Origin of the sequence: Shinella sp. HY16, assembly GCF_028534175.1 — a bacterium.
GTDB lineage: Bacteria > Pseudomonadota > Alphaproteobacteria > Rhizobiales > Rhizobiaceae > Shinella.
In genome coordinates this window covers 55,574-81,981 of sequence record NZ_JAHYXL010000005.1, presented here as the reverse complement: position 1 = coordinate 81,981, position 26,408 = coordinate 55,574, and the positions used below count along the sequence as shown (strand labels likewise).

The following is a 26,408-nucleotide window of genomic DNA, read 5'->3' as shown; positions in this document are numbered from 1 at the left end:
GGATAAGGCATACTCAATAACGTGAACGGAGGCTTATTTATTCACCAAAGAGAGCAAAACATCCTGTTTGCGGTTCAGCGGCCCATTCGCAGAAATACGATAGCAGGAGGATGGTTTTACAACCAAAGGCAAACCGATCTTTGGAAGACTGCAAAATACCGGACCCAACTTCGATCACTCGGTATTTTATCGTTCGGCCTTGCGCGCCATCGCCATCAGCGTCCAGCCCCAGTCACGCCGTTCCAGAAGGTCGCGCCAACGATCACCGACCATCGTCTTCAGGACATTGTTCAGCCTCTGGCTTGCCAGGATGCGGCGCAGGCCCTTGTGGGCGACGGGAGTGGCGGAAACGAGCCGCTCGACGTCGAAGCAGGCTTCCAGCAGCTTTTGAAGCTCGTTTCGGTCCACCCAGTTGCGCAACTGCCCCGGTTGGGGCGGCGGGATATGGCAACGCTGGGTGAGAACGGCCCTGTTCTGTGTGGCAAGGAGCAGGATGCCGCCCGGTCTCAGCAACCGCATGATCCCGGCAATGAACGCCGGCTGGTCAGCAATATGCGAGAGAACTTCAAGGCTCACCACGACGTCATAGGCTTCCTCGGAAAGAGGCAGCGCAGCAAAATCGCCCGCGATGAACTTAATATGGGGCCACCTGAGCTGCGCGCGCCGCAGCACGTCATCCGACAGATCCGTGCCGGTGACCCGGCCGAAGCGCGCGAGATGCGGACAAAGCCATCCCGTGCCGCAACCGACTTCGATGATATCCAGATCGTCGCGACCAAGCGTGCCCAGCCAGTCCAGAACGATCTCAGCTTGACGGCGTGATATCTCGCCGACGCGCGCCTCGCGGTTTTCGGCGTTCCATGCATTCCAGAACGTGCGCTGGCTCTCGATCGTGTCCATGGGGCGAGCATGCGGGTGCCGCCGAAGGCGCACCATCTGTCCTTTCGGCGCAGCGCCTTGCACCATTGGTGGTAAGGCGGCTCCTCAGCCAAACCGGCGGCAAAACCGATGGAATACGAGGCTGGAGCGTCGAAGGTGGTGGCCGCATATGCCCTCCCTTCGGCCAAAAGGCGGAGTGTCTGGCGGAAACGAGGTAGAAAACCAGAGCGTGCAAACATCTTCCGGTACTTTACCAATTGCACCTTCCCCCTTTGCTGGAATTTTCAGCCCCTGGGGTCTCTCGCTATGCTTCATCGTCGGCCAAACACCGTGATGACGAAGGGTGAGCGCCGCAACAAGGGGGATCCGATGGTTTTCCTGCTGCTTGAAAGTTCAGCTTCCCTTGCCTTGAGTGCCTTTCTGATCGTTTTCCTGCGCCGGCTCGCAATTCCGCTGCACCTGATCGATCTGCCGGATCATCGCAAGATCCATGAGGGCGCCATTCCGCTTTGCGGCGGTATCGCGATCTTCCTGTCTTTTGCAGGGATTACCCTTCTGTCAGGCCCCTTGAGCCTCGGGCTCGGCTTCTGGGTTGCAATGGGCCTGATCACGATCCTCGGCGTCGCCGACGACCGGTTTACCTTGCCTGCCCGCACCCGCTTCCTGGCACAGGTGCTGATCGCGCTGGCCCTGATCACCACGGAAGGTCTTGGCCGGCTTTCCCTCGGCGATCTCCTGCCGCCGGAAGCGATCGGGGGCGCGGCAGGCCTTTTCATCCTCTCCGCCACATTCATCGTCGGGCTGGTCAACGCCTGGAACATGATGGACGGCATCGACGGTCTTGCGGGCGGCAGTGCCGTCGCCGCTTTGGTCTGGATCCTTCTCCTTGTGGTGCATCTCAACGAAGAGGGACTCGTCTTCCCGGTCATGGCGCTCATCGCGGCGATAATCGGCTTCCTGATCTTCAATGCACGGAGCCCGTGGCGGCCGAAGGCCGCCGTCTATCTCGGCGATGCCGGCAGCACCACCCTGGGAGCGATCATCGCCTATCTCGTCCTGCGCCTTTCCGGCGGGACGGACGACCTGCCTTTTCCGGTTCTTCTGTGGCTGGTCATCATCCCCGTCACCGACACGCTCAGCCTGATGGTGCGCCGCATGCTGGACCATCGCAGCCCGATGTCAGCCGACCGCCGGCATCTGCACCACCTGTTGATCGATACCGGCCTTTCGCCGGCCGCGGCAAGCTACACCATCATCGTGGTGTCGTTCCTGTGCGGCGGCGTCGGCTATCTCGGTCTGGTCGCCGGCGTGCCGGCGTCGGTGATGACGATCGGTCTCTTTTTCGTCGCTTTCGCCCACACGGCCTTCGTACTGGCCGTCGAAGCCTCGGTTCGCCATCGCCTCCACCGCATCGTGCGGCCCTCGATCAATCTGCATCCGTGAAAGGCGGGAAAGCGCCCATGTCGATTTCCGTGCTGATCATGACGCTAAACGAGGAGCGGAACCTGCCCGCTTGCCTTGCCTCGCTGAATTGGTGTGACGACATCGTGGTGCTCGATTCCTACAGCACCGACCGGACGGTGGATATCGCACGTGCTGCGGGCGCGCGCGTCTACCAGCGGGTACACGACACGGAATCCGGACAGCGCACCTATGGCTTGAAGGAAATCGCGTACAAATACCCCTGGGTCTACACGCCTGATGCCGACGAGATCACACCGCCGGACCTGCGCGACGAGATGCTGGCGATCGCCCGCGATCCGACGCGGCCGGAGACCTCCTACCGCATCCGCTACAAGAACATGTTCATGGGGCGCTGGATCAAACACAGCAGCCTCTATCCGACCTGGATCACCCGCCTCGTTCGGCCGGACTGCGTACGCTACGAGCGGGAGGCGCATTCGCGCTGCTTTTCAGACGGTCCGGAAGGGCGTCTCAACGCACATTTCATCCACTACAGCTTCAACAAGGGCATGACGGCCTGGTACGAGAAACACAATCGCTACTCCTCCTCCGAGGCACGCGAGACGGTCGTCAGCCTGCGCGAAAAGCATGTTCCCTGGCGCGACGTGCTGAGCCGTGTTCCGGAAACGCGCAGGCGCGCCCTGAAGGAACTCGCCATGCGGCTGCCCTTCCGCCCCGCCGCACGCTTCCTTTACATGTATGTCCTGCGCGGCGGCTTCCTCGATGGGCGGGAAGGCTACCACTACTGCCGTCTGCTTGCGGCCTACGAATACATGATCGTCATCAAGACCGAGGAACTGCGACGACGCGAAAGTGGCCTGCCGGTCTGATCAGGGCCAGGGGAGGCCTCCCGTCTCCCAAGGCCGCCGTCAGGAGTAGGAAGGACGAGGCTCCGGCTCCTGACGGTCGCACCTTTTGGACACGATGAGCTGGTGCAGTCGTTTCACATCGAGGAGACCGTTCGCCCATGAAGTCCCGCTACGATGATCCTCGTTTCGACGACGTAGCCTCCGCTTCGCCGCTCCTCGGCGGGCCGACCTTCGCACTTCGTTTCCGGCTGCTGCGGCTCGCCTGGCTCATCACCTGGCGCTGCCTTGCAGCCTGGACACCCCCGCCGCTCCACCGCTGGCGCAATCGGCTGCTGCGTCTCTTCGGCGCGAAGCTGGACCCGACGGCCATCGTGCACGGCACGACCTTCATCTGGTGGCCTGGCAACCTCACCATGGGACCGAACGCCTCGATGGGGCCAGGTGTGATCTGCTACAATATCGCCCCGGTGACACTGGAGGCGCTGGCCATCGTCTCCCAGCGCGCGCATCTGTGTACCGGCACGCACGACATTCACCGGGCGGCCTTTCCTCTGGTGTCACGGCCGATCGTGCTGCGGCGCAGGTGCTGGATCGCGGCCGAAGCCTTCGTCGGCCCGGGAACGGTGGTGGGCGAAGGAGCCGTGCTCGGCGCACGAGGCGTGGCGGTAAAGCCGCTTGTGCCCTGGACCGTCTATATTGGAAACCCGGCCCGCGCCGTTGCCGGCCGCCGGCATGAAGACGATGCGCAATAGTCACGCCGCGGCGTGCGGATGGGGCGGCGCATAGGCTTCGTAGAGGCCGGTCGTCAGGCGCGCGATGCGCGGCCAGGTATAGTTCTCGAAGACCAGATGGCGCCCTCGTCTTCCCATCCTTTCCGCTGCACCGGAATTCTCAAGGATCTCGATCATGCCATGGGCAATTTCCGCCGGCTCCAGCGTCGTGACCACGCCGGCACCGGCAATCGCCACCTCCGGAAAATGGCAGGCGTGAGTGATGACGACGGGCGTGCCGCAGGCAAGCGCCTCGGTAATCGCAATGCTGAACCCCTCCTGCCGGCTCGGCAGGCAGAAGCACGCAGCGGCGACAAGCGCCTGGAGCTTCGTCTCGCCGTAGAGCGGCCCAACCATCAGGACACGCCTCTCCAGCCCGAAGCGTCGCACAAGCGTGCGAAAATCATCTTCCGCCCCGCCATCCGGCCCTGCGACGACCAGATCGACGTCGGGACATTCCTGCGCAACTTGGCGGAAAGCGTGGGCCAGCAGGTCCAATCCCTTCTTGTAATGCAGCCGCGAGAGGAAGAGCACGTAGCGTCGGCCGTTCGGACGGGAGATCAAGTCGAGGAACGGCTCCGGCGACGGGAGCTGTTCGAATTCCTCGACAAAGACGCCATTGGGAATGATCTCGGCCGGTGCACGCAGGCCCACCGGCTGCATCAGGTCGACCTCGTCCCGGTTTAGCGCATGGATGAACGCGGCGTTGTCGAGCATTCGGCGGCAGCCAAGCGCCAGCGCCAGCCGTTTCTTCCAGCGTTTCTGGGAAAGGCTCCACGTATCGAGCATGCCGGCGGGACAGACACAGTAGGGAATGCCAAGCCGGCGCGCCATGGCTGCGGCGGCGACGAGAATGGGCTCCCAGACACCATGCAGATGCAGCTGGTCTGCATCCGTGAGCACGCGGGCAAGCACACCCCGTGCCCTGCGGCAGAGGATCTCCTCGACACGCCCCGGCAGAGGAAGCAGATGCCAGCTGATCCGGTCGAAGCCGGGGATGAGCCGGCCGAGCGCCACCATACGGGTGACGACCTCCCGATCCGCCTGGCTGACGACCTGGACGTCGTGGCCGAGGTCGGCCTGCGCGGCCGCAAGCCGCATCACCACCGCCTGCGGACCGCCCTTGTCCGGATCCATCGAGGTGATGACGTGCACGATCTTCATGGCACGACGCCATGCCGCACATGCAGACGGGTAAGCACGTCGAGAAGGCGACGGCCATATTTTTCGACCGTGTTGTCCCGGGCGGTTCGCCGGGCATTTTGCGACATGCTTGCCCTGATGTCCTCGTTGTCGGCGAGATGCCGGATGGCGTCTGCGATCGCCTGGGGATCGCGCTCGGGCACGATGAGCCCCTCCACGCCGTCACGCACGACACTGCCCGTGCTGTAGGTGGTGACGACAGGGAGACCCGAGGCCAGTGCCTCGTAGACGACCGTCGCCGAGCCTTCGCAGAGCGAGGGTAGCAGAAAGACGTCCGCCCAATGGTACTCGGCGGCAATCTGCTGACGTGGCACGATGCCTCTCAACTCGACAGAGCGGCCCATCCTGCGGCGAATGTAGGGCGGCAAGCGGTCGGGACCGACCATGCGGATACGGGCAGCGGCGCCGAGGCGTTCGGCGGCCTGGAGCACATAGGGCGAGCCCTTGCGCAACCCGACTTCACCGACGGTGAGAACGCGGAGCGGCCCGGGCGTACGCCCCGCCGGGCCATACCGCTCCTCGGCATCGACGCCATAGGGAACGACGACGCAGCGCTCGGCCGGACCGCCCTCCGCCACGACATGGTCGCGGACGAATCCCGAGGGGCAGACGATGCAGTCCGCAATCCGCCATTCGGCTCGTTCGCGCTCGGCGAGCGTATCGGCGAACGGATTCTGCTTCGGCGGTCCGGCCCAGTCCGGAAAGTGCAGCATCTCCTCCGCAAGGATGGCTTCCAGCACGGTGCGCGGCGCGACCATCTGCTCGACGGCAGTCCACATGCCCAGACGTTTGGCCGCCTGCATCTGCTCCAGCGCATCGCCGCTGTAGGCGTAGAGGCCGGCCGCATCGTGAAAACCACGGCTGGCGACGAGTGTTGAAAAATGGCTGCCTGCCCAGACGGCGTGCGAGATTTCCTCGATATCGTTTTCCACGCGCAGACGGCGGAGGCCGGATCTGAGGCCGAACAGCGGGAAATCCGTGATGAGTTCGGCGGGAACGCCACTCGGAACGCGCCCGGTCAGGCGCCGTACCGCCCTTGGCAGAAGGCCGGGCGGCAGCTTTCGCAGCAGAGCGGGCCAACTCTTCGTACCACAGATATCGGTAAAGAAGTGGCCGAGCTGACCTTCCCGCGCCAGGATCCGGGGCACGGCATAATGCATACGGGCGCCGAGTTGACTGACGACGATCGTCTCGTTCACGACGGCTCCTCCTCCAGGATGCGGGATCGGGCAGGAAGCGTGCCCTCCTCGGCCAGCGCGTGAAAGAGCTTGCGCCAGGTGATGAGGGCACGGTCATAGGCGTAGTCCGCCTCAAGCACGGCCCGCGCCTTTACACCCATTGCCGCCACACGCTCCGGCGTGGCGGCAAGCGCCTCTATTACGCCGGCCAGTCGTTCAGGATCGCCGATGGCAGCCGTGACGCCGCAGCCTTGCGCGTCGATGACAGCCGCGACGCTACCCTTGGGATCGCCGATGAAGAGCGTCGGGCGGCCGGCAGCGAGAATGCCGTAGAACTTGCTCGGAATGATGCAATGTTCGAGATGGGGGAGCAGAGAGACGACATGTATGTCCGGCACGCCAAGGCTTTCGGCGATACGCTCCGCCGGCTGCAGGGGCTTGAAGGCCACATTCGCAAGGCCGCGCTGCTGCACGGCAGCCATCACCGAGCCAAGCTTGTAACCGCCGCCGACCATCAGGAAAGCAATATCCGCCCTGTCCTGCAGAAGGGTCGCAGCGTCGATCAGGGTGGCAAATTCGTGCGCCCTGCCGAAATTCCCGGAATAGCCGACGACGAATTTTTCGCCATAGTTCCAGGCAGCCCGCAGAGCATTTCTCTCCCTTGCGACCGGGCGGATCTCGGTGGCATCCGACCAGTGGTGCAATACCTTGATGCGGTCTGCCGGCACGCCGCGCTGGCGCAGGAAATCCGCCATCCTCTCGGTCGGGCATATGCTCAGCCGCGACCGGACGATCGACCGGTCACGCAAATACGCGGCAAGCCGGCCGAGGATTGGCGCCTTGCGAAACAGGCCGAGCTCGACGGCGGTTTCGGGGAAGAGGTCCATGATCCAGTTGATCATCTGGCCACCGCGCAGACGCACCGGTAGTCCGCAGGCGAGCGAGATCAGCGGCGGATCCGTACAGACGACGACCATGTCGCCGCGTCTGGCATGGTGGAGCAGCCAGAGGAAAGCCGTGAGATGGAAGGAAAGGTAGTCCACAGCCCGCCCCGGCAGCGTGTGGCGGCCAAAACGGCTCGTTGCGAGCCTAAAGACATTGACGCCGGATACCGTTTCATCAGCAGCAAGGACGCTCTGCGGATCGTCATGACGGCTGCGGCTGGCGATAACCGTAACCTCCGTCCCGTATCGCGCCAGCCCGAAGGCGAGGGCGGAGACCATCCTGCTCGTCGCCGACTGGTCGGGATGGAAGTATCGATTGACGAAAATGACCCGCACGACCGCACTCCGTCTCAATTCCAGAGGCTACGATCCTGCCAGCCGCACCGCATCCGGCAAGCTCTCCAAAGGCGCTATGGCGCATCGCGCTGCCCTATCCGTCCTACGCCTTCCGCAGGAGGAGTATAGACCTTCGGCTTGCCGGCAGCGGGTTTCACCTTATCGGAGGAGGAGAAACGCATCGCACTGCTCGAACGGTCACCTTGTGATCCCCCGCCCGCTCGCTGACTCTCGCAGAATGAGAGGGGGCGCGAGCCATGACCGACAAGAAAGCCCTGATCATCGGCGTAACCGGCCAGGACGGCTCCTATCTGACGGAGCTGCTCCTCGAGAAGGGTTACCATGTGCACGGCCTGAAGCGCCGGTCCTCGTCGTTCAACACCGCCCGGGTCGATCATCTCTATGTCGATCCGCGCACGCCCGGCGTGCGCTTCCAGATGCATTTCGGCGATCTCACCGACGCGACAAACCTTTGCCGGGTCGTCCAGGAGGTCCAGCCGGACGAGATCTACAATCTGGGTGCACAGAGCCACGTCCAGGTGAGCTTCGAGACACCGGAATACACGGCGAACACGGACGCGCTCGGCACCCTTCGGATCCTCGAGGCAATGCGTATCCTCAAGCTCGGCGCAGATTGCCGCTACTACCAGGCCTCGACCTCGGAACTCTTCGGCGGACTGGGGGAAACGGCGCAAAGGGAGGACACGCCCTTCCATCCGCGCAGCCCCTATGCCGCGGCGAAGCTCTACGCCTACTGGATGACAGTCAACTATCGCGAGGCCTACGGGTTTCACGCCTCGAACGGCATCCTGTTCAACCATGAGAGCCCCCGGCGGGGCGAAACCTTCGTGACGCGCAAGATCACGCGCGCCGTGGCAGCGATCGAATGGGGCATGCAGGACAAGCTCTATCTCGGCAATCTCGAAGCCAAGCGCGACTGGGGTCACGCCAAGGACTATGTGGAGGGCATGTGGCGCATCCTGCAGCAGGATACGCCCGACGACTATGTGCTGGCCACCGGGGAGGTCCACACCGTCCGCGAATTCGTGGAATGCGCCTTCGACGTCGTCGGGCGGACCATCGTGTGGGAGGGGCGCGGGGTCGATGAGGTCGGTTACGACCGCAAGACCGGCGAGCGCCTCATCGAGATCGACCCCAGATACTTCCGGCCCGCCGAGGTGGATTTCCTGCTCGGCGACCCAGGCAAGGCCTGGGCCCGGCTCGGCTGGAGCCCGACGGTTTCCTTCGGCAATCTCGTTTCGGAGATGGTGATGTCGGATGTGAACATCATGATGAGGGAGAAGGGCCGCAATGACCTCCATGGATGAAAGTCCCTATGATCTGCGCGGAAAACGCGTCTGGGTGGTCGGTCATCGCGGGATGGTGGGCTCTGCGCTCGTGCGCCGCCTTCAGGGCGAAGCCTGCGATCTACAGACCGTGCCGCGCAGCGAAGTCGATCTGACGTCCCAGGCCGACACGGCGAACTGGATGCGCAAGGCGAGGCCGGAGGCAGTGTTCATCGCCGCCGCGAAGGTTGGCGGCATCAGCGCCAACGCCCGCTATCCTGCTGAATTCCTTGTCGAGAACCTGCTCATCCTCGTCAATGTCATCAAGGCGGCCTCCGAGCTGGGCGTCGAGAAGCTGATGTGCCTCGGTTCAAGCTGCATCTATCCAAAACATGCCGAGCAGCCGATCCGCGAGGAGGCCCTTCTGACGGGAAGCCTTGAGCCCACCAACGAGGCCTATGCGATCGCCAAGATCGCCGGCATGAAGCTTGCCGCCGCCTATGCGGAAGAGTATGGCCACCGCTTCATCTCCGTCATGCCGACCAATCTCTACGGACGAAACGACAATTTCGACCTAGATCACTCCCATGTCATCCCAGCTCTGATCCGAAAGATGCATGAGGCAAAGATCGCCCATCGCGACAGCGTCGTCGTCTGGGGCACCGGCACGCCCCGGCGCGAATTCCTGCATGTCGACGACCTTGCCGATGCCTGCGTCTTCCTGATGAAGCAGTACGAGAGCCCGAAACCGATCAACATCGGCTCCGGCGAGGAAATCACGATCGGTGAACTTGCCTTCCTCATCGCCGACATCGTCAATTTTCGCGGCCATATCGTTTTCGACAGCCTGAAACCGGATGGCGCACCCAGAAAGCTGCTCGACTGCTCGCGCCTTCGCGCGCTCGGATGGGCACCAAGCATTGGCCTGAGAGCCGGTATCGAAGAACTGTACGATCGATGGAAGAAGATGAGCCGCAGCGTGCATGGACGGCATGACTATCCCTAGCGTGCAACTGATTGTTACGCCAGCCGAAGATACAACCCATGATTAAAAGTAACACTATTTACAATAAGCAATTGTGATAATTACGTATTTTCCGAATCTGTTCGGGTCGCTTTTTAATGAGGTATAGTAGAAAGTGGAAAAATACGAGAAGACGACTGCCGCCGATAGGCGGGGAAACCGCATTTGTCACACTCAGTTTTGACGTTGCAACCGTTTTAGGAGTGTGACCCGGCGACCAAACATTCGCAACCGTAAGCGTGATGTACCAGGAGTTTCGCTGTGACTGAAGTTAGGGGAATAATCGGGTCCGGCACCGGAAAAGGTTTGAACGGGACAATCCCGTCCTCCCCTTTTCCATCGTCCGTAAACGTGAAACCGTCGCTCTACCGCGCACCGGTTCTCGACATCATCGACGAGCGGGCACTTGACCGCGAGTGTCTGTCGCAGAGCCTCGTATCGCACGGTCTCAACATGACGATCGTGCTGTTCAGCTCCATCGAAGCATGGATGGCGAAATATTCCGGAGACTCGAGCGGCCTCCTGATCAGCCTTGGAAGCCATGACTTCACCGAGTCTGGCATCGAAGAGAGCATTCGCATGCTCGTTACGAAATTTCCCGAGCTGCCGGTCATCATCCTGTCCGACAATCACGACCTTCGCCAGGTCCTCACGGCGCTCGATCTCGGCATCAAGGGGTTCATTCCGTCGGCAGTCGGCATCGCCGTCTGCGTCAAGGCGATCTCGCTTGCCCTTTCGGGCGGCATCTTCATCTCCACCGAGAGCCTGCCGGAGCTGCGCCGCCTGATGTCCGTTGCCGACCAGCAGGAGCGTAAGCGGGCGGAGGTGTTCACCAGCCGCGAGGAGGAGGTCATCTCCATGCTCAAGCTGGGCAAGGCCAACAAGATCATCGCCTACGAACTCGCGCTCAGGGAGAGCACAGTCAAGGTGCATATCCGCAACATCATGAAGAAGCTGAAGGTCCACAACCGGACGGAGGTCATCTTCAAGCTCAACGAGCTGTTCAGCTGAGGCCTACCTCTATCGGCCAGTCCATCACGCCCAAGGGTTTGGATGGCGCGCTACCCCTGCGGTGGTAGGTCTAGGGAACCGAGGGGGGACTGACCAATGGCCGGGTTCATCCAGAATTTCGACAATTCGAACAGGTTACGCGATCTCGCGCATTCGATGATCCCCGGCGGCGCCCACACCTATGCCAAGGGCGACGACCAATATCCGGTGCTCTCCCCCGGCTTCATCGTCAACGGCTACGGCTGCCATGTCTGGGACGTGGATGGCAACGGCTACATCGAATACGGCATGGGCAACCGGGCCGTCGGCCTCGGCCATGCCTATCGCCACGTGCTCGATGCGGTCATGCGACAGCTCGAATTCGGCTGCAATTTCACGCGGCCCTCGCACATCGAGGTCGAATGTGCCTCGACCTTCCTCGACATGATCCCGACAGCCGACATGGTGAAGTTCTGCAAGGACGGATCGGATGCGACCTCCGGTGCGGTGCGGCTTGCCCGCGCGGTGACGGGGCGGGATCTCGTCGCGCGGTGCAGCGACCATCCGTTCTTCTCGACGGACGACTGGTTCATCGGCACGACCGAGATGAATGCCGGCATCCCCAAAGCGGTCAGCAGCCTGACACTGGGCTTTCGCTACGATGACCTCGACGATGCACGTGCACTTTTCGCCCGCCATCCCGGCGCCATCGCCGCGCTCATCCTGGAGGCCTCGCGCGGCGAGGATCCTGCACCGGGCTATCTCCAGAACCTGAAAGACCTTTGCCATGACAACGGCGCACTGTTCATCCTCGACGAGATGATCACCGGGCTTCGCTGGGCCCGTGGCGGCGCACAGGCGCAGTATGCCGTGCGGCCGGACCTTTCGTGTTTCGGCAAGGCGCTGGGCAACGGTTTCGCCATCTCCGCTCTCGCCGGCGAGCGGGAATACATGGTCCTCGGCGGCATCGAGCAGGTGGAGAAGCCGCGGGTCTTCCTGCTGTCGACGACCCATGGTGCCGAGACCCATGCCATGGCGGCGGCAATCGCGACGATGCATGTCTATGCGCAGGAGCCCGTCATAGAGCATCTACGCAGCCAGGGGCTGCGGCTGAAGGCAGGGATCGACCAGATCATCACCCGGCACGGCCTGGAACGCCACGTCAATGTCGCCGGGCACCCGGCCTGTCTGTCCTACGGAACACGGGATGCGACGGGAAAACCCTCACAGCTGTTCCGCACCCTGCTCCTTCAGGAAACGATCCGCCGCGGCGTGCTCGCCCCCTCGCTCGTCGTGAGCTACTCGCACGGCGACGACGATATAGACCAGACCATCGATGCCTTCGACGGCGCGCTCCACATCTACCGGATGGCACTCGAAGACGGCGTGGAGCGCCACCTTGTGGGTCGGCCCTCCGAGGTCGTCTTTCGCCGCTACAACAGCGCTGCGCACAAGGCCTGATCCGCCGAAAGGGGTACGGTGACGCGACGACTGCACCGTTCCGGCAGGGGAGGCCGTCTTTGTCCTCAATCGTGGTCACCGCCCCCCACGCCTACCATCCCCGAACGTCAGATGGGGGTTTTCGACATGAAAGTGCTTGTGACTGGACACCAGGGCTATATCGGCGCCGTGATGGTGCCTTTCCTCTTGCGCGCCGGACACGACGTGCATGGCTACGATGCCAGGCTCTACCGGCATTGCACCTACGCGCCGGGTGGCGCGATAGTCGATGTTCCCTCCGTGCTCAAGGACGTGCGCGACATCTCGCCCCGTGACCTCGACGGCTTCGACGCAGTGATCCATCTTGCCGCCCTCTCGAACGACCCGCTCAGCAATCTCGATCCCGAGGTCACCTACGACATCAACCACAGGGGCAGCGTGCGGGTTGCGCGTGCAGCGAAACAGGCAGGCGTTTCCCGCCTCCTCCTTGCTTCTTCCTGCAGCAACTACGGCCTTGCCGGCGCTGATCTCGTCAATGAGGACGCACCGCTCAATCCCGTCTCCGCCTACGGCATCTCCAAGGTGCGGGCCGAGGCCGATATCGCCGAACTTGCGGACGCCCGGTTCTGTCCGGTCTTCCTGCGGCCTGCGACGGCCTACGGTCTGTCGCCGATGCTGCGCTTCGATATCGTGCTCAACAATCTCGTCGCCTGGGCCGTGACGCAGCGCCTCATCCTCTTGAAGTCGGACGGCACGCCCTGGCGGCCGATCGTGCACATCGAGGATATTTCCCGGGCCTTCCTTGCGGCCCTGGAGGCGCCGGCAAAGAGCGTTTTCAACGAGGCTTTCAACGTCGGCCAGACGGCACACAACTACCAGATCCGCGAGATCGCCGACGTCGTCGCGCGGATCGTGCCGGGGTGCCGGCTGGAATATGCCCAGGAAGCCGGACCGGACGCACGCTCCTATCGCGTCGATTTCGGCAAGATCGCGCGTGTTCTGCCGGCGTTCCAGCCGCAATGGGACGTGGTGGCCGGCGCGCGCCAGCTTTATGCGGCCTATAGCAGCGCCGGGCTGAGCCTCACAGAATTCGAAGGTCCGCGCTACCAGCGTATCAGCCAGATCCGCCAGCTCCTCGAAACCGGCGCAATCGATCCGGACCTGCGCTGGCGCCCGGCGGTACCCAACCCGGCCGCCATGCGGGAAATCCACATTTGAGGCATCGGCATGGGTGAGGCCACACCATTTCTCCCCGGAGCCTTGCCGGGCGACACGGCCGATCCGGGCCGCGCGCTTTTTGCGCTCGTCGCCCGGCTCTTTCCGATCTGCCGCAGCATCACCGGCGAAGGGGTGCGCAAAACCCTCTCCATCCTGTCCGAACATATCGATATCGCGGTGCGCGAAGTGCGGACGGGCACGCAGGTCTTTGATTGGATCGTGCCGCAGGAATGGACCGTGCGCGGCGCGGTTCTGCGCACCGCCAGTGGCCGAACCATCGTGGATTTCGCCAGCTCGAACCTCCATCTCGTGAACTACAGCGAGCCGGTGTCGCGCCGCCTGTCGCTGGAGGAGCTGAGGCCGCATCTCCACACGCTGCCGGATCAGCCGGACCTCATTCCCTACCGCACCAGCTACTACGCCCGTGACTGGGGGTTCTGCATGGCCCATCGCGACTACCTGGCCCTACCCGACGAGGAGTACGAGGTCATCATCGACACGGAACTTGCCGACGGGACGCTGACCTATGGTGAAGTCTTCCTGCCAGGCGAAACGGATCGCGAGGTCCTGTTCTCCGCCCATATCTGCCATCCCTCTCTGGCGAACGACAATTGCTCGGGTCTCGCCGTGCTCACCCGTCTGGCGCAAACGCTGGCGCAGCGGCGCAATCGTTTCGGCTACCGCTTTCTCTTCGCGCCGGGCACCATAGGCTCACTCTGCTGGCTGGCGGCAAATGAAGGGGCTGCACATCGCATCGACCATGGCCTGGTGGTCTCCTGCATCGGCGACGGCGGCGGTCCGGTCTACAAGCGCAGCCGCCGTGGCAATGCCGTTATCGACCGGGTGATCGATGCCGTGCGCTGCGACGGGCAGCGGGTGGCAACGGTGGATTTCAGTCCCTTCGGCTATGACGAACGCCAGTTCTGCTCGCCGGGCTTCAATCTTCCGGTGGGTCTGCTGCAACGAAGCGCCTTCGGTACCTTCCCGGAATATCATACCTCGGCCGACAACCTGGACTTGGTGCAACCGCAATACCTGGCATCCTCCTTCCGGATGATCCTCGATATCGTGGAGGTTCTCGAGGGGGACTGGTTGCCACTGAACCTCTCTCCGAAAGGCGAGCCGCAGCTCGGGCGGCGCGGGCTCTATTCGACGACGGGCGGGCACAAGGTAACCTCGGATGTTACGATGGGCTACCTCTGGGTCCTCAATCTGGCGGATGGCACCCATACGCTTCTGGATATCGCCCGCCGGTCCGGCCTCTCCTTCCGCGACATCGCCGAGGCCGCCGCCCGGCTGAAGGCCTGCGGGCTGCTTGGCGTTGCGGGCGGATCACCCTGAAAGCAGCGGCCAGTTTCTGTCCTTGTCCGAGACGACGGACGGTGCCGCAGGCCAGTCGATACCGAGCGCCGGATCATCATACCGGATGCCACGGCCTGCCGTCGGCTCATAGCGGGCCGATATTAGGTAGCCGACTGCGACATCCTCGGTGAGTGACAGGAAACCGTGCGCAAACCCCTTGGGAATATAGAGTTGCCGCATGTTTTGTTCGGTAAGCTCTGCTGCCGTCCAGCGGAGATAGGTGCGAGATTGCGGCCGCAGGTCGACCGCAACATCCCAGATCGCCCCCTTGAGACAGGACACCAGCTTCACCTCGCCATGCGGCTCATCCTGGAAATGAAGGCCACGGAGCGTGTGTCTTTCTCGCGAGCGGGAAAGGCTGTGCTGCACGAAATGGCGTTCGAGTCCGTGATGCTCCATCTCATCGATGGAGAAGGTTCGCGCAAAGGAACCGCGCTCGTCCGCAATGGGGCACGACTCGATCAACCATACACCTTCGAGATCAGTTTGGGCGAACAACATGGCACCCTTCCTCCCTGGAGTCCGCTATCCTGCCGCGCGCCGTCGTGCTGCCAAGTGCTTCTTCCGACGTATTCTGGCCGGCCGGTGAGCGTATAGTTAAGGAAAGCTTACCACACGTTCGAAATGCTACGCCTTTCAGACAGGGGGCGTGTTCGCATAGCAGTATCGAAACTGCCGTACCACTCGCCTAATCTGACAGTGGGCCAAGAGACGATTTCAATTTGGAAGGCTGCCCTCGTTCAGCTTTTCGTTCCCATTCTGTCGAATCTTTCTGTGGAGACGGTAGATGAGCTCTCAGAGTAGTCCTTCATTTTCGTATGTTTCTGAGATTTCCTTGAAGCCGAACTGCCGTCTATGCGGAACGGCACTGAACCATACTGTCGTTGATCTCGGTATGTCTCCACCTTGCGAGAGTTTTCGCCAGGAAAATGAACTTGGTCGTATGGAGGAATACTACCCGCTCCATGTCCGGGTTTGCGAAGAATGCATGCTCGTCCAACTGGAGGAGTATGTCAGCCGCGAAAGCATCTTTGAGGAGTATGCCTATTTCTCGTCCTACTCCACGAGCTGGGTGGAACACGCAAAACGCTATTGCGGAGCGATGATCGAACGGTTCGGCCTTGGTGGCGACAGCTTCGTGGTGGAGATCGCCAGCAATGACGGCTACCTGCTCCAGCATTTCGTCACGCGCGGCATTCCCGTGCTCGGCATCGAACCCGCCGCCAATGTGGCGAAGGCCGCCATTGCGAGAAACGTGCCGACGAGAATCGCCTTCTTCGGACAGCGGCTCGCCGACGACATGGTCGCAGCCGGCCAGCAGGCGGATCTGATCGCCGCCAACAACGTTCTGGCACAGGTGCCGGACCTCAATGACTTCCTTGCCGGCATGAGGCGCATCCTCAAGTCGCATGGAGCTATCACATTGGAATTTCCCCATGTCGCGACGCTTCTGGCACACAACCAGTTCGACACGATCTATCACGAGCATTTTTCCTACTTCTCCCTGCTCACGGTACAGATAGCTGCGCGGCTGCACGGGCTTGAGGTTTTCGACGTGGAGGAATTGCCGACGCATGGCGGTTCGCTGCGGATCTATCTCGGCCATGCCGGCGCACATAGCGTGATCAGTCCCCGTGTCGCCGACCTCCTGGGGCAGGAACGGCGCGCAGGGCTCCATACGGTAGAGGCGTACACATCGTTTGCGGCCAGAGCCCGCAAGGCCAAGCGCAATCTTCTCTATTTCCTCATCGGCGTGAAGGAGCGCGGCGGGCGCATCTGCGGCTATGGCGCGCCCGGCAAGGGCAACACGCTGCTCAATTATTGCGGCATCGGCACGGATTTCCTCGACTTCACCGTGGACCGCAATCCTTACAAGCACGGCCGGTTCACGCCAGGCATGCACATTCCCATCCTGCCCGTGGAAGCGATCGACCAGCACAGGCCGGACTACATTCTCATCCTGCCGTGGAACCTGAAGGACGAGATCGTCGCACAGATGCGCCATGTCGGCGACTGGGGCGCGAAGTTCATCATCCCCATCCCCGATGTCAGCATCATCGATCCCGCGGAGGCCTGGTCATGAAAGTCGTGCTTTTCTGCGGTGGCCGGGGTACGCGCATCCGGGAATATTCCGAGAGCATTCCGAAGCCCATGATCCCGCTCGGCACCCAGCCGATCCTGCGTCATGTCATGCAGTACTACGCTTCCTATGGACATGACGATTTCACCCTCTGCCTTGGCTACAAGGCGGATGTCATCAAGGGATTTTTCCTGAATTGCCGCCCGCAAACCTTTTCGGACTGCGTGGTGTCCGGCGAGGGGCGGGTCGAACTTCTTGGCGAGGCCCAGGAGCAATGGCGCGTGGCGCTGATAGACACAGGCATCTGGCGTAATATCGGTGAGCGCCTGTGGGCCGTGCGCAACCATGTCATGAGTGAGCGAATGTTCCTCGCCAACTACAGCGACGGCCTGACCGATGTTGATCTTGACGACATGGTCGCCCGCTTCGAGGCCAGCGGCAAGATCGCCTGCTTCCTCGCGGTCAGGCCGCCGCTGACCTATCATCTTGCCGACATCGATCCGGCGGGCCGGGTTGTCGAGTTCCGTTCGTCGGACACGTCGGAAATCTGGATCAACGGCGGCTATTTCCTGATGCGCCGCGAGATCTTCGACTACATGCGCGAGGGCGAGGAGCTGGTGCTCGAGCCCTTCGCGCGGCTGATCAAGGACGACATGCTGATGGCCTACAAGCACGAGGGCTTCTGGCGGTCGATGGATACGCTGCGCGACTGGCAGATGCTGGAGGAAATGGTCGAGCGCGGCGAGATGCCGTGGGTGCGCCAGGTGGCGGCCGGCCGGGTCTCCAGCCTTCGAATGGCAGGCCGCTCATGAAAACGCTGTCGATGGCCGCTGCCGGGCTCCCGTTGAAGGTCCTCTGCCTCGGCGCACATGCCGATGACATCGAGATCGGCGCAGGCGGCACGATCCTCGGCCTCATCGCAGCCGGCGTGAGGCTCGACGTCCATTGGTGCGTGATGAGCGCAACACCCGAACGAGCACTGGAAACCCGCCGTTCGGCAGCTGCCTTTCTCGAGGGCGCTGCCTGCGCGGCCGTGGAGGTCTGCGGCTTCGAAGACAGCTACTTTCCGAGCCAGAGCCGGGAGATAAAACAGTTCCTGCTGGCATTGCGCGAGCGCGTGGAGCCCGATGTCATCTTCACGCACAGCCGTTTCGACGCGCACCAGGATCATCAGGAGCTGAACAAACTGACCACAAACGTCTTCCGCGACCACTTCGTGCTGGAATACGAAATCCCGAAATGGGACGGCGACTTCGTCGAGCGCAATACCTATGTGCCGCTGCTGCCAGGAATGATCGAACGCAAGATCGAGCTGCTCATGGAGCATTTTTCGACGCAGAGATCGAAGGATTGGTTTCACGAGGACGTGTTTCGAGGCGTTGCCCGGGTGCGCGGAATGGAATGCCGCTCGCCTTCGCTCTTCGCAGAGGCATTCACAGTGAGAAAATTAGCGCTTGTTTAGGTGGATTCACCGACATGAAACGTTAACGCTAATAAAGCGGAACGAGGAATAAGCGGAACCAGACCAAGGCTCGTATTTCGAACCAGTAGTTAGTGAGGGGTGCCATGGCGAAAGACGAAACATTTTTGGAGAGGCAGTCAATCGACATCTTTCGATCGCGGAACTCGCTCGGCGTCGAGCGGCGAGAGGCCGTGAGCGAGCGAGTTGACTATCCGCCGCAGACCTACGCGGCAAACGACTACCTGGCGATTTTCGACAAGCGGAACCTCGACCGGGAATGCCTCGCAAACAGCCTCATTTCCCATCAGATCGGCATCAGCATCTTCACCTTCTCGGGCATCGCCAGCTGGCAGCAATGCAAGACGACGCTCGGCACCCTCAGGGTTGCGGTGATCAACATCGGCAGCAACGATATCAGCGACATCTCGATTCGGCAGGAAATCACCCAGCTCGTGACGACGCTGGAGCCGGTACCGGTCGTGGTGCTCTCCAACAGCCAGGCGCTGGACCATGTGCTGCAGGCCATCGATCTCGGTGTGCATGGCTTCATTCCAAGCTCCGTCGATGTCGATGTGTGTATCGAGGCGATCGGGCTGGCGATTGCCGGCGGGCAGTTCGTGCCGGCAAGCAGCGTACTCGCGATGCGCGGTCTCGTGGGTGGCTTCGTCGCCCGCAAGGCGATCCGCTCCGCCTTCACCGTGCGCCAGACGGCCGTCGCCGAGGCGTTGCGCCGTGGCAAGGCGAACAAGATGATCGCACGGGAACTCAATCTCTGCGAAAGCACCGTCAAGGTGCATATCCGGAACATCATGAAAAAGCTCGGCGCCACGAACCGCACCGAGGTCGCGTGCAAGGTCGGCGAACTCTTGCCTGACGCCGAGCATCATCTCGGCCGGGCCTAGAGCGCCCCGCAACAGGAATAGTGTCATGATCGTGTCGGGGAGCCCTGGCGTCTCCGAGGAACTTGCTGTTTCTCGGGCGGTGTCGCTTGTCTTGCAGCGCAAATGGCTGATCCTCTCCTTTCTGGCGGCGGGCATATTCAGCTCGACGGTCGGCTATCTGGACCAGCCGTCGCGCTACTTCGCCGAGGCGGTGCTGGCGCTGGATGTGCGCAAGTTCCAGGCGCTGCCGACCGAATCCGTCGTCTCGCCCCTGCCGCAGGAAAGCCCCGCGCTGCGGACCGAGATCGACATCATCAGTTCGCGATCGATGGGCGAAAAGGTCCTGGCACAACTCCAGAAGGCTGGCGTCGACGTCGCCAAGGGTCTTGGCCTGACGGGAGAGACCGGTGCTGGTTCCGCGGCGGCAACGACGGCTGAGCCGAGGTCCCACGCGACCATTGACGATCGCATCCTGGTCGATCAGCTGCTCTCCGGCGTGCGGGTCGCGAACGATGGCCGCTCCTATACGATCTACATCTCGTTCAGCGGCGCCAACCCGGAGTTTCCCGCCATCGTCGCCAATGCCTATGCGGAGGCCTACATCGACTATCAGGTCGACGTGCAGACGACCGCGACACGGCATGTCAGCGACTGGCTCGGCACCCGTCTCGTGAGCCTGCGCAGCGAACTCGAACGATCCGAACATGCGGCGACCGAGTTCCGCGAAAAATCCGGCATCGTCAAATCGGGCGGAACGACCCTGCTTTCGCAGCAGATCGCCGGGCTGAATACGGAACTGGCAAAGCTCAGGGCGCAGGTCGCAGGGGCAAGCGCCCGACTGGAAACCGCACTCGACGTTTCCAAGGCCGAAAGCGGCCTCGCCCTGTCAGAGGTCCTGAACTCACCGGCAATCCAGCAATTGCGCACCGAGGAGGCCCGGCTCAAACGCTCGCTTGCGACGATCAGCGAGAGCGGCGCGGTCAAGAACCCGCAGATCCCCGAGCTCAAATCCCAGCTTGAAACGATCCAGGCGCAGATCGAGGTGGAGGTGGCCCAGATCGTCGAGAGCCTGCGCAACGAGATCGAGGTCTCCAAGCGTCAGCAGGCCGGTCTGGAAGCCAGCCTCCGGCAGATGCAGACCGAGATGTCCACCGCGAACGAGGCAATCGTCCAGGCCGACCAGCTGGATCGCGAAGCGAGTGCGAACCGCGCAATCTACGAGAGCTATCTTGCCCGCTACAAGCAGACGATCGAGCAGGACGGCATCGCGATGGCGGAAGCACGCATCATCTCCAAGGCGATGCCGTCGTCCGTGCGGGCAAGCCCCGATGCATCGACGTGGCTGCTCGCCGGGATCGTCTTCGGCCTCGCCGGCGGGCTGCTCGTTGCCGTGCTTCTGGAAGTGCGCTCCGCCTTCCTGCGCCGGTCGACCGCCTATGAAGGGCATAGCGGCGTGCCGATCGTCGGGCGCATTCCGGAACTGTCGCAGCATCAGCGCGCCGGCATGGCCAAGCTGATTTGCCAGGGCCATACGCCCTTCGCCCACGCGGTGGCAGATCTGCAGGGGCGCCTGCGGCTTTCTGCCCGCGCCGGCAACGCCCTGACGGTGTCGGTGACATCCGCGGGCCCTCGTGAAGGCAAGACCTTCATCGCCTCCTGTCTTGCCCGATCGCTGGCGGCAACGGGGCTACGGACCGTCTTGCTCGACGCAAACCTTCTGGCCCCCGCCGTAGCGCGGGAGTTTTCCGTCCAGCCCGGCCGCACCGTCGTTGACCTCGTTGCCGCGCGCGATAGCGTCCTACTTGACGATGTCCTGCGCCATGACGCGGTATCCGGCATCGATCTCGTCTGCGCCGGCGTGGCGGAAGGTCCCGTCGAGCATATCCTCGGCCACGAGGCCTTCGCCCGGCTGCTTTCTACGCTCAAGCAGACCTATGACGCGGTCGTCATCGATTCCGTCTCGGTGGGGAGCGGATCGGGAGCGCTGCTCGTCTCGGCCCTCGTCGACGCAACCATCTTCGTCATACCGGCCGGCGGTGATTCCCTGCAGGCGATGAACGGCCTGCGCAAGGCCGCGGCGGCAGGCGTCGTTGTAGACGGGCTCGTCATCAACGAGGCCTCGCGCGGCACCTTGAACCGTCGGGCGAGCACCACCGCGGATCTCCAGGCTGCAAACGAAGGCAGAAAACGCAGCGATGCGGCCGTAGACATGCCGTCCATCGCCGGAATGTGAGGCTTGAAACAGATGCTGAAGGCGCAAGAGGCCATTCCCACTGCCGCCGGCCGTCGGCGAGGCGCAACCCGTCTGGCTGCGGTTCTTGGCGCACTGCTGCTCGTCGTTTCGAACGGGCCGGACACGGCGATCGGCGCCGAATATCCGGTGGGAAATGGCGACGTGCTGCGTATCACCGTCTATGGCGATACGGGGCTGAGCGGCTCCTTTCCGGTCGGTGCGGATGGCACGATCGGTTATCCGCTGCTGGGCAATCTCCCCGTGACGGGAAAGAGCATCGAGCAGGTCCGCGCCACCATTGATGACGGGCTGAAGGTGCACATCGCCAACCTCTCCGTCGCCGTGGTGGTGGAGAACTATGCGCCCGTCTACATCGTCGGCGAGGTGCAGAAACCAGGCAAATACGAATTTCACCCGGGCATGATCGCGCTCGAACTGTTCGCACTCGGCGGCGGACAAAAGGAGGCGCTGGCGGAAGGTGAAAGTGGCTCTACACGCCTTGCCGGCCTCAGGCAGGAATATGCCGATCTCGGTGTACAGCTTCTCGCCCAGGACGTGAAACGGGCACGCCTGGAAGCGGAACTCAACGGACGGCCTTTCGCCTATCTGGCGAATGACGATATCGGAACACCCGATGCCCGCGTCGTCCAGCAGGTCGTGGAAGCGGAGCGCACGCTGTTCGAGATGCGGCGCACATCGCTCGATGCCGAGCTGAACAGCCTGGCGCGGCAGAAGGTTGGTTATGTCGAGGAGATCGACACGCTGGAAAAGAGCGGCAAGCTGCGCGACGGTGAGCTTGCCCTGCTCAATGAGGACGTCAAGGTGGCAAGTGCGATGGTGGAGCGCGGCCTCACCTCGAAAACCCAGCTACGCGAGAAGCAACGGGAAATATCCGCCACCAACCGCGATGTCCTGGAGTTCGGTTCGTTCCTCGCGCGGGCACGCCAGAACCTGACGCTGATCGACAGCCGCCTCGTATCGCTTCGCGGCCAGCGTCGCAGTGAGGCCGCAGCGGATCTGCGCGAGGTGAACATCGACATCCTGCGTCTGCGCCGAAAGATGGCCTACAACATTCAGGCCATGGCGGAGGCCGGCATCGCTCTGCAGAAGAAGGACGGCAGCCGGCAGGTCGCCTTCCGCTTCTCCGCCATCCGGATGCTTGACGGCAACTATCAGGAAGTCGAAGTCGGCCAGACCGACCCGATCCTGGCAGGCGATATCCTTCGCGTGAGCATCATCCTCGACGAGGCAAACATCGCCCGGCGATGAGCCTGGACACAAACCGCTTCCAATACCTGGAAAGGACACCACACGCTGCCTCGACGGGCTGTGCGGCGGCGTTTCAGACTGGATAATCCTGCGTCGGACTTAGACAAAGTGCCGGTGGGCCAACCCAATCGATTTCGAAGGAAAACCGTAACGGCGATCTGCTCAAGGCCTGTAGCCGATCGCCCTAACCTGGCTGATCCCTGTCATAAGTCGTCCGTAGACGGTGCAGATGCGGTTCATGACGCTCTTGCCGACAACCGGGCCGACAAGCCACCAGTAGCGCGGCCAGCGGTGATGAACGGGCACCGCGCTGATTTCCGTAAAACCTGCGCGCTTCAGCAGATTGCCGAGGTTGCCGGGCGACCATGTGAACAGGTGGAAGTTCGGATCGTCCTCACGGTAGCGCATCTTGAAGGACTCGCTCGGCGTCACGAGCACGATCCTGCCTCCCGCACGGAGCCTGGTGAGCATCAACCGCACCGTACTCAGCGGGTCATCGACATGTTCGAGCGCATGATGGGAAATGATGACGTCGGCCCAGCCTTCCTCGATCTTCTCGAGACTGTCGAAAACCTGGATGCCGTTCTTGCGTGCCACCGCTGCGGCTGCCTCGTTGATCTCGACGCCAGCCCTGTCCCTGACGTTGAGACCGGAAAGAATGTAGCCGCCACCACAGCCGAAATCGATCACGCGATCCGAAGGGCCGACAAACCTCTCGAACTTCAGGCGATCGAAATAGGCCGCGTAGCGCTGGTGCTCGAACGTTTTGTCGAAATAGGACTTGTCGTAGTGGGTGTTCTTTTCGGCAACGGCTGCTGCATCGGAAACAGTCATCTTCTCCCCCATGAGGCAAGGCCGGACAGGCCGAACGCCCGCAACAAACACTATATTGGGCCGTTCCGGCGGTGTTAACGCGCCTGTATGGGGTAGAACCTCCACCGAACGTATAGGCGGCCTACCCCTGTGCACAGGCATCGCAGGCAACTTGTCCCAATCGGCGCTAGCGCAACGCCCGGGCGAGGAGCGAACGCACACGCGGCATCATATCGCGGCGCCGGAGGAGATAACCGAGAGGAGGTACGAGAGCCGTGAAGGGGGAGAGTTGAAAGGCGATCCTCAGCAATCGCAGGGCCTCCGCATTCCCCTGCAGGGCATGGGACACTGCCGACCAGTAGGCACGCTGGGCGATGCCGCGCCTGGCGCGCTTGCGCAGCGCTTCGGCCCCGTCCAGCCAGCGGCCCTCGTGGTGGAAAAAACTCTCCGCCGCCGCGGCCGTGTGGAGGACGTGCAGGCTTTGGTGCGTCCAAAGGTCTGTCGAACGGTTCGCGGCGTGGGTACGGATTCCGGCCTGCACGCAATCGAGCGCGGCGACGGAGCCGTGCATGGCGAGCCGCAACCAGACCTCATAGTCGTCGCTGTGCGGAAGAGAGGTGCGATAGTGGCCGGTGCGCTGCTGCACGCTGGTACGCACGAGAATGGAAGGACCTGGTATCTGAAAGACGCCGAGATCGCAGAACCGTTCGATGAAGGCGCGGCCGGACATCAGCTCCACCGGAGGGAAAAGCGGCTGCACCCTGATCTCGGGCAACGGCGCATCGTCACGGATCGCAACGGCCTGCCCATAGCAGAAGGCAAGCGAACGGTCCTTCTCCATGGCCGCAATTGCCCTCCGGAGTGCGCCAGGCACAAGAACGTCGTCGGCAAAGAGCAGAAGGAAATAGTCGGCACGCGCCCAGTCTATGCCGGCGTTGAAGGAAGCATGGGGACCGAGGTTTTCCGGGCGAAGCAGCAGCTCAACCCGTGGGTCCGCAGCGGCGAGGCGTCGGGCGATCGCCACGCTGTCGTCGGTCGAGGCGTTGTCCACGACAAGGACGCGCACCACGGCTCCGTCCTGCGCCAATGCGCTTTTCACACAGGCTTCGAGATACCGGCCGTAATTGTAGTTGGGAATGACGATATCGACGCTCGTCATAGCCTAGGCCCCTGCGGCGAGGAGCCGCCGCAGCCGTTCGATACGACTGCGGCCAAGGCGCGCCGCGATCTGTATTTCCGTCAGAAAGGGATGGTGGGCAAGATGCAGCCCGGCCAGCCAGCCAATAGCGGCAAGAACAGCGGCCGTGGCGAAGGACGGGAGGTCCGATCGCGGCTGCTCGTTCAGGACGAGAAGCGTCAGCGGGCCTGCAAGGGCGAAAGCCGTGACGATGGCGCTCGGCACAAACGCCGCAACGAGGGCGCGCAGGGAAAAGCGGACATGACGGTGTACGAAGAAAAAGCCCACCGCCGTCTGAACCGGCAGGGCGATGAACTGGCTGAGCGCCATGGCGATCACACCGTGGAGACTGGCTGCACAGAGGACGGACGCGGCGAAGACGCGCGAAATCAGGCTGGCAAGGAAGGCGTCGCGGTTCTGGCCAAGCGCCAGGAGAAGCGGCCCCGTGACGATTGCCGGCGCCCAGAAGACGGCGGAAAGGCCGAGGAGCCGCACGACCGGAATGGCCTCCTCCCATTGATGGCCGAGCACGATCCGGACAATCTGCGGCGCGAGAAGGCAAACCATGATGGCGGCCGGCCAATAGAGCACCGAAAGATAGGCCAGCACACGAAGATAGGTTTTCTCGATGTCATACCCCTCCCGGATGCTGTTTGCGAGTGCCGGAAAGGCCATGCTGTAGAAGGCGGACATGATGATACGGTCCGGCACGCCGCAAAGAGCGTTCGAGCGGTTGTAGAGCGCGACGGCGGTCATGGAGGTGAGCCGGCCAAGGATCAGTTGCGGAACGGTTTCCTGGATACGCTCCACCACCAGCGCCGCGCCCTTGAACGAGCCGAAAGTCAGGACCTCCCGCCAGCGCGAAAGGCCTGGGCGAAGGAACGTCCGGGCCGGCACGGGCGAGAGCGCGACGGAGAGACCAGCGAGCATCATCGCACCCGCCAGGAGGCCCCAGGCAAAACTGATCGCACCGAAGCCGAGGGCAGCAAGGAGAATGGTCGTCAGTCCGTTGACGAGAGAGACGGCAGTGCGGATCACCGCAAGTGCGCCAAAGCTCATGTTCCGGCGCAGGATGGCGATGACCGGCTGGGCAACGGCCTCTGCAAAGCCCGCGACGGCAGCGAGCAGCAGAAAGAAGGAGAGATCGGGCGTGCCATAGAAACCGGCGACAAGTCCGGAGGCAAGACCGAGACCGAGGGCGACGGCGGCGCTGCAGAGCACCTGGAGCGTCAGAGATGTGCCCACAGCCTCGCGGTCGATGGCATGGCGCTGGATGAGGAATTCCGCCGTCACGAATTCACGCGTCGAGAAGGCGACCACGGCGATGGCCAGCCCCGTGACCGCCTCGCCGATCTCGCCGGGCGTGAGCAGCCGCGCCACAGTCGCAAGGACCGCGAAATTGACGAGCAGGCCGAGGTATTGCTCCAGCGATGCCATAATGTATGCGCGGCGAACCATACGGATCACGCTTTCCGGCGCCGGCGGGCGGGCGGCGCTACGTTTTCACAACGGCACCCCGTGCCGGTTCATTCAACAATCACGGGCGGCATGAGCGCACGCCCGGCACGCGCAGCCGTCCGTTGAGCCTGG

23 protein-coding genes are annotated in these 26,408 nt (G+C 62.6%); 15 read left to right on the top strand and 8 right to left on the bottom strand.

Translation table 11 applies throughout. From position 1 onward, the window contains the following. Positions 1-186: 186 nt before the first annotated feature. The gene (locus tag K0P03_RS30780) at positions 187-900 is read right to left on the bottom strand and encodes a class I SAM-dependent methyltransferase (RefSeq protein ID WP_272791609.1); all 714 of its coding nucleotides are present in this window, start codon (positions 898-900) and stop codon (positions 187-189) included. Between the two features lie 309 nt (positions 901-1,209). Between K0P03_RS30780 and K0P03_RS30775 the strand changes: the two genes are divergently transcribed. The 3 genes from K0P03_RS30775 to K0P03_RS30765 all read left to right on the top strand — a co-directional run bounded on the left by K0P03_RS30775 (position 1,210) and on the right by K0P03_RS30765 (position 3,904). After that, complete coding sequence (locus tag K0P03_RS30775) at positions 1,210-2,322, top strand: MraY family glycosyltransferase (protein ID WP_165909403.1); 1,113 nt, start codon at positions 1,210-1,212, stop codon at positions 2,320-2,322. Positions 2,323-2,339: 17 nt separating this feature from the next. Beyond that, positions 2,340-3,173 carry a glycosyltransferase family 2 protein gene (locus K0P03_RS30770; RefSeq protein WP_023514186.1) on the top strand — a complete coding sequence of 278 codons (834 nt, stop codon included), beginning with the start codon at positions 2,340-2,342 and terminating at the stop codon, positions 3,171-3,173. Positions 3,174-3,310: 137 nt separating this feature from the next. Then, on the top strand, positions 3,311-3,904 hold the full coding sequence (locus K0P03_RS30765) for a putative colanic acid biosynthesis acetyltransferase (RefSeq protein WP_023514185.1): 594 nt from the start codon (positions 3,311-3,313) through the stop codon (positions 3,902-3,904). On the opposite strand, the gene K0P03_RS30760 is transcribed toward K0P03_RS30765, so the two are convergent. Genes K0P03_RS30760 through K0P03_RS30750 form a run of 3 tightly spaced genes read right to left on the bottom strand, consistent with a single transcriptional unit; the run spans position 3,905 to position 7,583 of the window. Next, entirely contained in the window at positions 3,905-5,086 is a 1,182-nt protein-coding gene (locus K0P03_RS30760) for a glycosyltransferase (RefSeq protein WP_023514184.1), read from the bottom strand. Then, entirely contained in the window at positions 5,083-6,324 is a 1,242-nt protein-coding gene (locus K0P03_RS30755) for a glycosyltransferase family 4 protein (protein ID WP_272791608.1), read from the bottom strand. Before K0P03_RS30755 ends, K0P03_RS30760 begins: the two co-directional genes overlap by 4 nt. Continuing rightward, positions 6,321-7,583, bottom strand: a complete 1,263-nt coding sequence (locus K0P03_RS30750; protein WP_272791607.1) for a glycosyltransferase family 4 protein — start codon at positions 7,581-7,583, stop codon at positions 6,321-6,323. Before K0P03_RS30750 ends, K0P03_RS30755 begins: the two co-directional genes overlap by 4 nt. Before the next feature lie 257 nt (positions 7,584-7,840). On the opposite strand from K0P03_RS30750, the gene gmd reads away from it, so the two are divergent. From gmd to K0P03_RS30720, 6 genes are all read left to right on the top strand, one after another. Beyond that, positions 7,841-8,911, top strand: coding sequence for a GDP-mannose 4,6-dehydratase (gene gmd / locus K0P03_RS30745; protein WP_023514181.1), 1,071 nt, complete (start codon positions 7,841-7,843; stop codon positions 8,909-8,911). Then, positions 8,904-9,875, top strand: a complete 972-nt coding sequence (locus K0P03_RS30740) for a GDP-L-fucose synthase family protein (RefSeq protein ID WP_130518917.1) — start codon at positions 8,904-8,906, stop codon at positions 9,873-9,875. Before gmd ends, K0P03_RS30740 begins: the two co-directional genes overlap by 8 nt. A gap of 369 nt (positions 9,876-10,244) precedes the next feature. Next, entirely contained in the window at positions 10,245-10,904 is a 660-nt protein-coding gene (locus tag K0P03_RS30735) for a LuxR family transcriptional regulator (RefSeq protein WP_037409046.1), read from the top strand. Positions 10,905-11,000: 96 nt separating this feature from the next. Next, a complete protein-coding gene (locus K0P03_RS30730) occupies positions 11,001-12,344 on the top strand; it encodes a glutamate-1-semialdehyde 2,1-aminomutase (protein WP_130518818.1) in 1,344 nt (447 codons plus the stop codon). Between the two features lie 126 nt (positions 12,345-12,470). Continuing rightward, entirely contained in the window at positions 12,471-13,541 is a 1,071-nt protein-coding gene (locus tag K0P03_RS30725; RefSeq protein ID WP_272791606.1) for an NAD-dependent epimerase/dehydratase family protein, read from the top strand. 9 nt (positions 13,542-13,550) lie between these two features. Beyond that, positions 13,551-14,882 carry a DUF4910 domain-containing protein gene (locus K0P03_RS30720; RefSeq protein WP_272791605.1) on the top strand — a complete coding sequence of 444 codons (1,332 nt, stop codon included), beginning with the start codon at positions 13,551-13,553 and terminating at the stop codon, positions 14,880-14,882. Here the strand turns inward: K0P03_RS30720 and rfbC are convergent. Continuing rightward, positions 14,874-15,404, bottom strand: coding sequence for a dTDP-4-dehydrorhamnose 3,5-epimerase (gene rfbC, locus K0P03_RS30715; protein ID WP_272791604.1), 531 nt, complete (start codon positions 15,402-15,404; stop codon positions 14,874-14,876). The two genes, K0P03_RS30720 and rfbC, sit on opposite strands and share 9 nt — an antisense overlap. Before the next feature lie 286 nt (positions 15,405-15,690). On the opposite strand from rfbC, the gene K0P03_RS30710 reads away from it, so the two are divergent. The 6 genes from K0P03_RS30710 to K0P03_RS30685 all read left to right on the top strand — a co-directional run bounded on the left by K0P03_RS30710 (position 15,691) and on the right by K0P03_RS30685 (position 22,828). Continuing rightward, positions 15,691-16,986, top strand: coding sequence for a class I SAM-dependent methyltransferase (locus tag K0P03_RS30710; protein WP_050746372.1), 1,296 nt, complete (start codon positions 15,691-15,693; stop codon positions 16,984-16,986). Beyond that, on the top strand, positions 16,983-17,795 hold the full coding sequence (locus K0P03_RS30705) for a glucose-1-phosphate cytidylyltransferase (RefSeq protein WP_023516402.1): 813 nt from the start codon (positions 16,983-16,985) through the stop codon (positions 17,793-17,795). The genes K0P03_RS30710 and K0P03_RS30705 overlap by 4 nt, the downstream gene beginning before the upstream one ends. Then, complete coding sequence (locus tag K0P03_RS30700; RefSeq protein WP_023516403.1) at positions 17,792-18,445, top strand: PIG-L deacetylase family protein; 654 nt, start codon at positions 17,792-17,794, stop codon at positions 18,443-18,445. The genes K0P03_RS30705 and K0P03_RS30700 overlap by 4 nt, the downstream gene beginning before the upstream one ends. A gap of 191 nt (positions 18,446-18,636) precedes the next feature. Then, positions 18,637-19,347, top strand: a complete 711-nt coding sequence (locus K0P03_RS30695; RefSeq protein WP_050746376.1) for a response regulator transcription factor — start codon at positions 18,637-18,639, stop codon at positions 19,345-19,347. Between the two features lie 25 nt (positions 19,348-19,372). Beyond that, positions 19,373-21,559, top strand: coding sequence for a GumC family protein (locus K0P03_RS30690; RefSeq protein ID WP_130518806.1), 2,187 nt, complete (start codon positions 19,373-19,375; stop codon positions 21,557-21,559). A gap of 12 nt (positions 21,560-21,571) precedes the next feature. After that, positions 21,572-22,828 (top strand): polysaccharide biosynthesis/export family protein, encoded by a 1,257-nt coding sequence (locus tag K0P03_RS30685; protein WP_272791738.1) that lies wholly within the window; start codon positions 21,572-21,574, stop codon positions 22,826-22,828. A gap of 162 nt (positions 22,829-22,990) precedes the next feature. Here the strand turns inward: K0P03_RS30685 and K0P03_RS30680 are convergent, their stop codons facing one another. The 3 genes from K0P03_RS30680 to K0P03_RS30670 form a co-directional block, all read right to left on the bottom strand. After that, positions 22,991-23,662, bottom strand: coding sequence for a class I SAM-dependent methyltransferase (locus K0P03_RS30680; protein WP_023515873.1), 672 nt, complete (start codon positions 23,660-23,662; stop codon positions 22,991-22,993). Positions 23,663-23,828: 166 nt separating this feature from the next. Beyond that, positions 23,829-24,800 (bottom strand): glycosyltransferase family 2 protein, encoded by a 972-nt coding sequence (locus K0P03_RS30675; protein WP_272791602.1) that lies wholly within the window; start codon positions 24,798-24,800, stop codon positions 23,829-23,831. A gap of 3 nt (positions 24,801-24,803) precedes the next feature. Then, a complete protein-coding gene (locus K0P03_RS30670; protein ID WP_272791601.1) occupies positions 24,804-26,276 on the bottom strand; it encodes an oligosaccharide flippase family protein in 1,473 nt (490 codons plus the stop codon). Positions 26,277-26,408: the final 132 nt, after the last annotated feature.

What these genes read in the sequence shown, in the direction of transcription:
- K0P03_RS30760 (WP_023514184.1), bottom strand. Translation starts at nt 5,086, where the DNA reads ATGAAGATCGTGCACGTCATCACCTCGATGGATCCGGACAAGGGCGGT.
- K0P03_RS30770 (WP_023514186.1), top strand. Translation starts at nt 2,340, where the DNA reads ATGTCGATTTCCGTGCTGATCATGACGCTAAACGAGGAGCGGAACCTG.
- K0P03_RS30670 (WP_272791601.1), bottom strand. Translation starts at nt 26,276, where the DNA reads ATGGTTCGCCGCGCATACATTATGGCATCGCTGGAGCAATACCTCGGC.
- K0P03_RS30720 (WP_272791605.1), top strand. Translation starts at nt 13,551, where the DNA reads ATGGGTGAGGCCACACCATTTCTCCCCGGAGCCTTGCCGGGCGACACG.
- K0P03_RS30725 (WP_272791606.1), top strand. Translation starts at nt 12,471, where the DNA reads ATGAAAGTGCTTGTGACTGGACACCAGGGCTATATCGGCGCCGTGATG.
- K0P03_RS30730 (WP_130518818.1), top strand. Translation starts at nt 11,001, where the DNA reads ATGGCCGGGTTCATCCAGAATTTCGACAATTCGAACAGGTTACGCGAT.
- K0P03_RS30675 (WP_272791602.1), bottom strand. Translation starts at nt 24,800, where the DNA reads ATGACGAGCGTCGATATCGTCATTCCCAACTACAATTACGGCCGGTAT.
- K0P03_RS30780 (WP_272791609.1), bottom strand. Translation starts at nt 900, where the DNA reads ATGGACACGATCGAGAGCCAGCGCACGTTCTGGAATGCATGGAACGCC.
- K0P03_RS30690 (WP_130518806.1), top strand. Translation starts at nt 19,373, where the DNA reads ATGATCGTGTCGGGGAGCCCTGGCGTCTCCGAGGAACTTGCTGTTTCT.
- K0P03_RS30680 (WP_023515873.1), bottom strand. Translation starts at nt 23,662, where the DNA reads ATGACTGTTTCCGATGCAGCAGCCGTTGCCGAAAAGAACACCCACTAC.
- rfbC (WP_272791604.1), bottom strand. Translation starts at nt 15,404, where the DNA reads ATGTTGTTCGCCCAAACTGATCTCGAAGGTGTATGGTTGATCGAGTCG.
- gmd (WP_023514181.1), top strand. Translation starts at nt 7,841, where the DNA reads ATGACCGACAAGAAAGCCCTGATCATCGGCGTAACCGGCCAGGACGGC.
- K0P03_RS30740 (WP_130518917.1), top strand. Translation starts at nt 8,904, where the DNA reads ATGGATGAAAGTCCCTATGATCTGCGCGGAAAACGCGTCTGGGTGGTC.
- K0P03_RS30685 (WP_272791738.1), top strand. Translation starts at nt 21,572, where the DNA reads ATGCTGAAGGCGCAAGAGGCCATTCCCACTGCCGCCGGCCGTCGGCGA.
- K0P03_RS30705 (WP_023516402.1), top strand. Translation starts at nt 16,983, where the DNA reads ATGAAAGTCGTGCTTTTCTGCGGTGGCCGGGGTACGCGCATCCGGGAA.
- K0P03_RS30765 (WP_023514185.1), top strand. Translation starts at nt 3,311, where the DNA reads ATGAAGTCCCGCTACGATGATCCTCGTTTCGACGACGTAGCCTCCGCT.
- K0P03_RS30700 (WP_023516403.1), top strand. Translation starts at nt 17,792, where the DNA reads ATGAAAACGCTGTCGATGGCCGCTGCCGGGCTCCCGTTGAAGGTCCTC.
- K0P03_RS30710 (WP_050746372.1), top strand. Translation starts at nt 15,691, where the DNA reads ATGAGCTCTCAGAGTAGTCCTTCATTTTCGTATGTTTCTGAGATTTCC.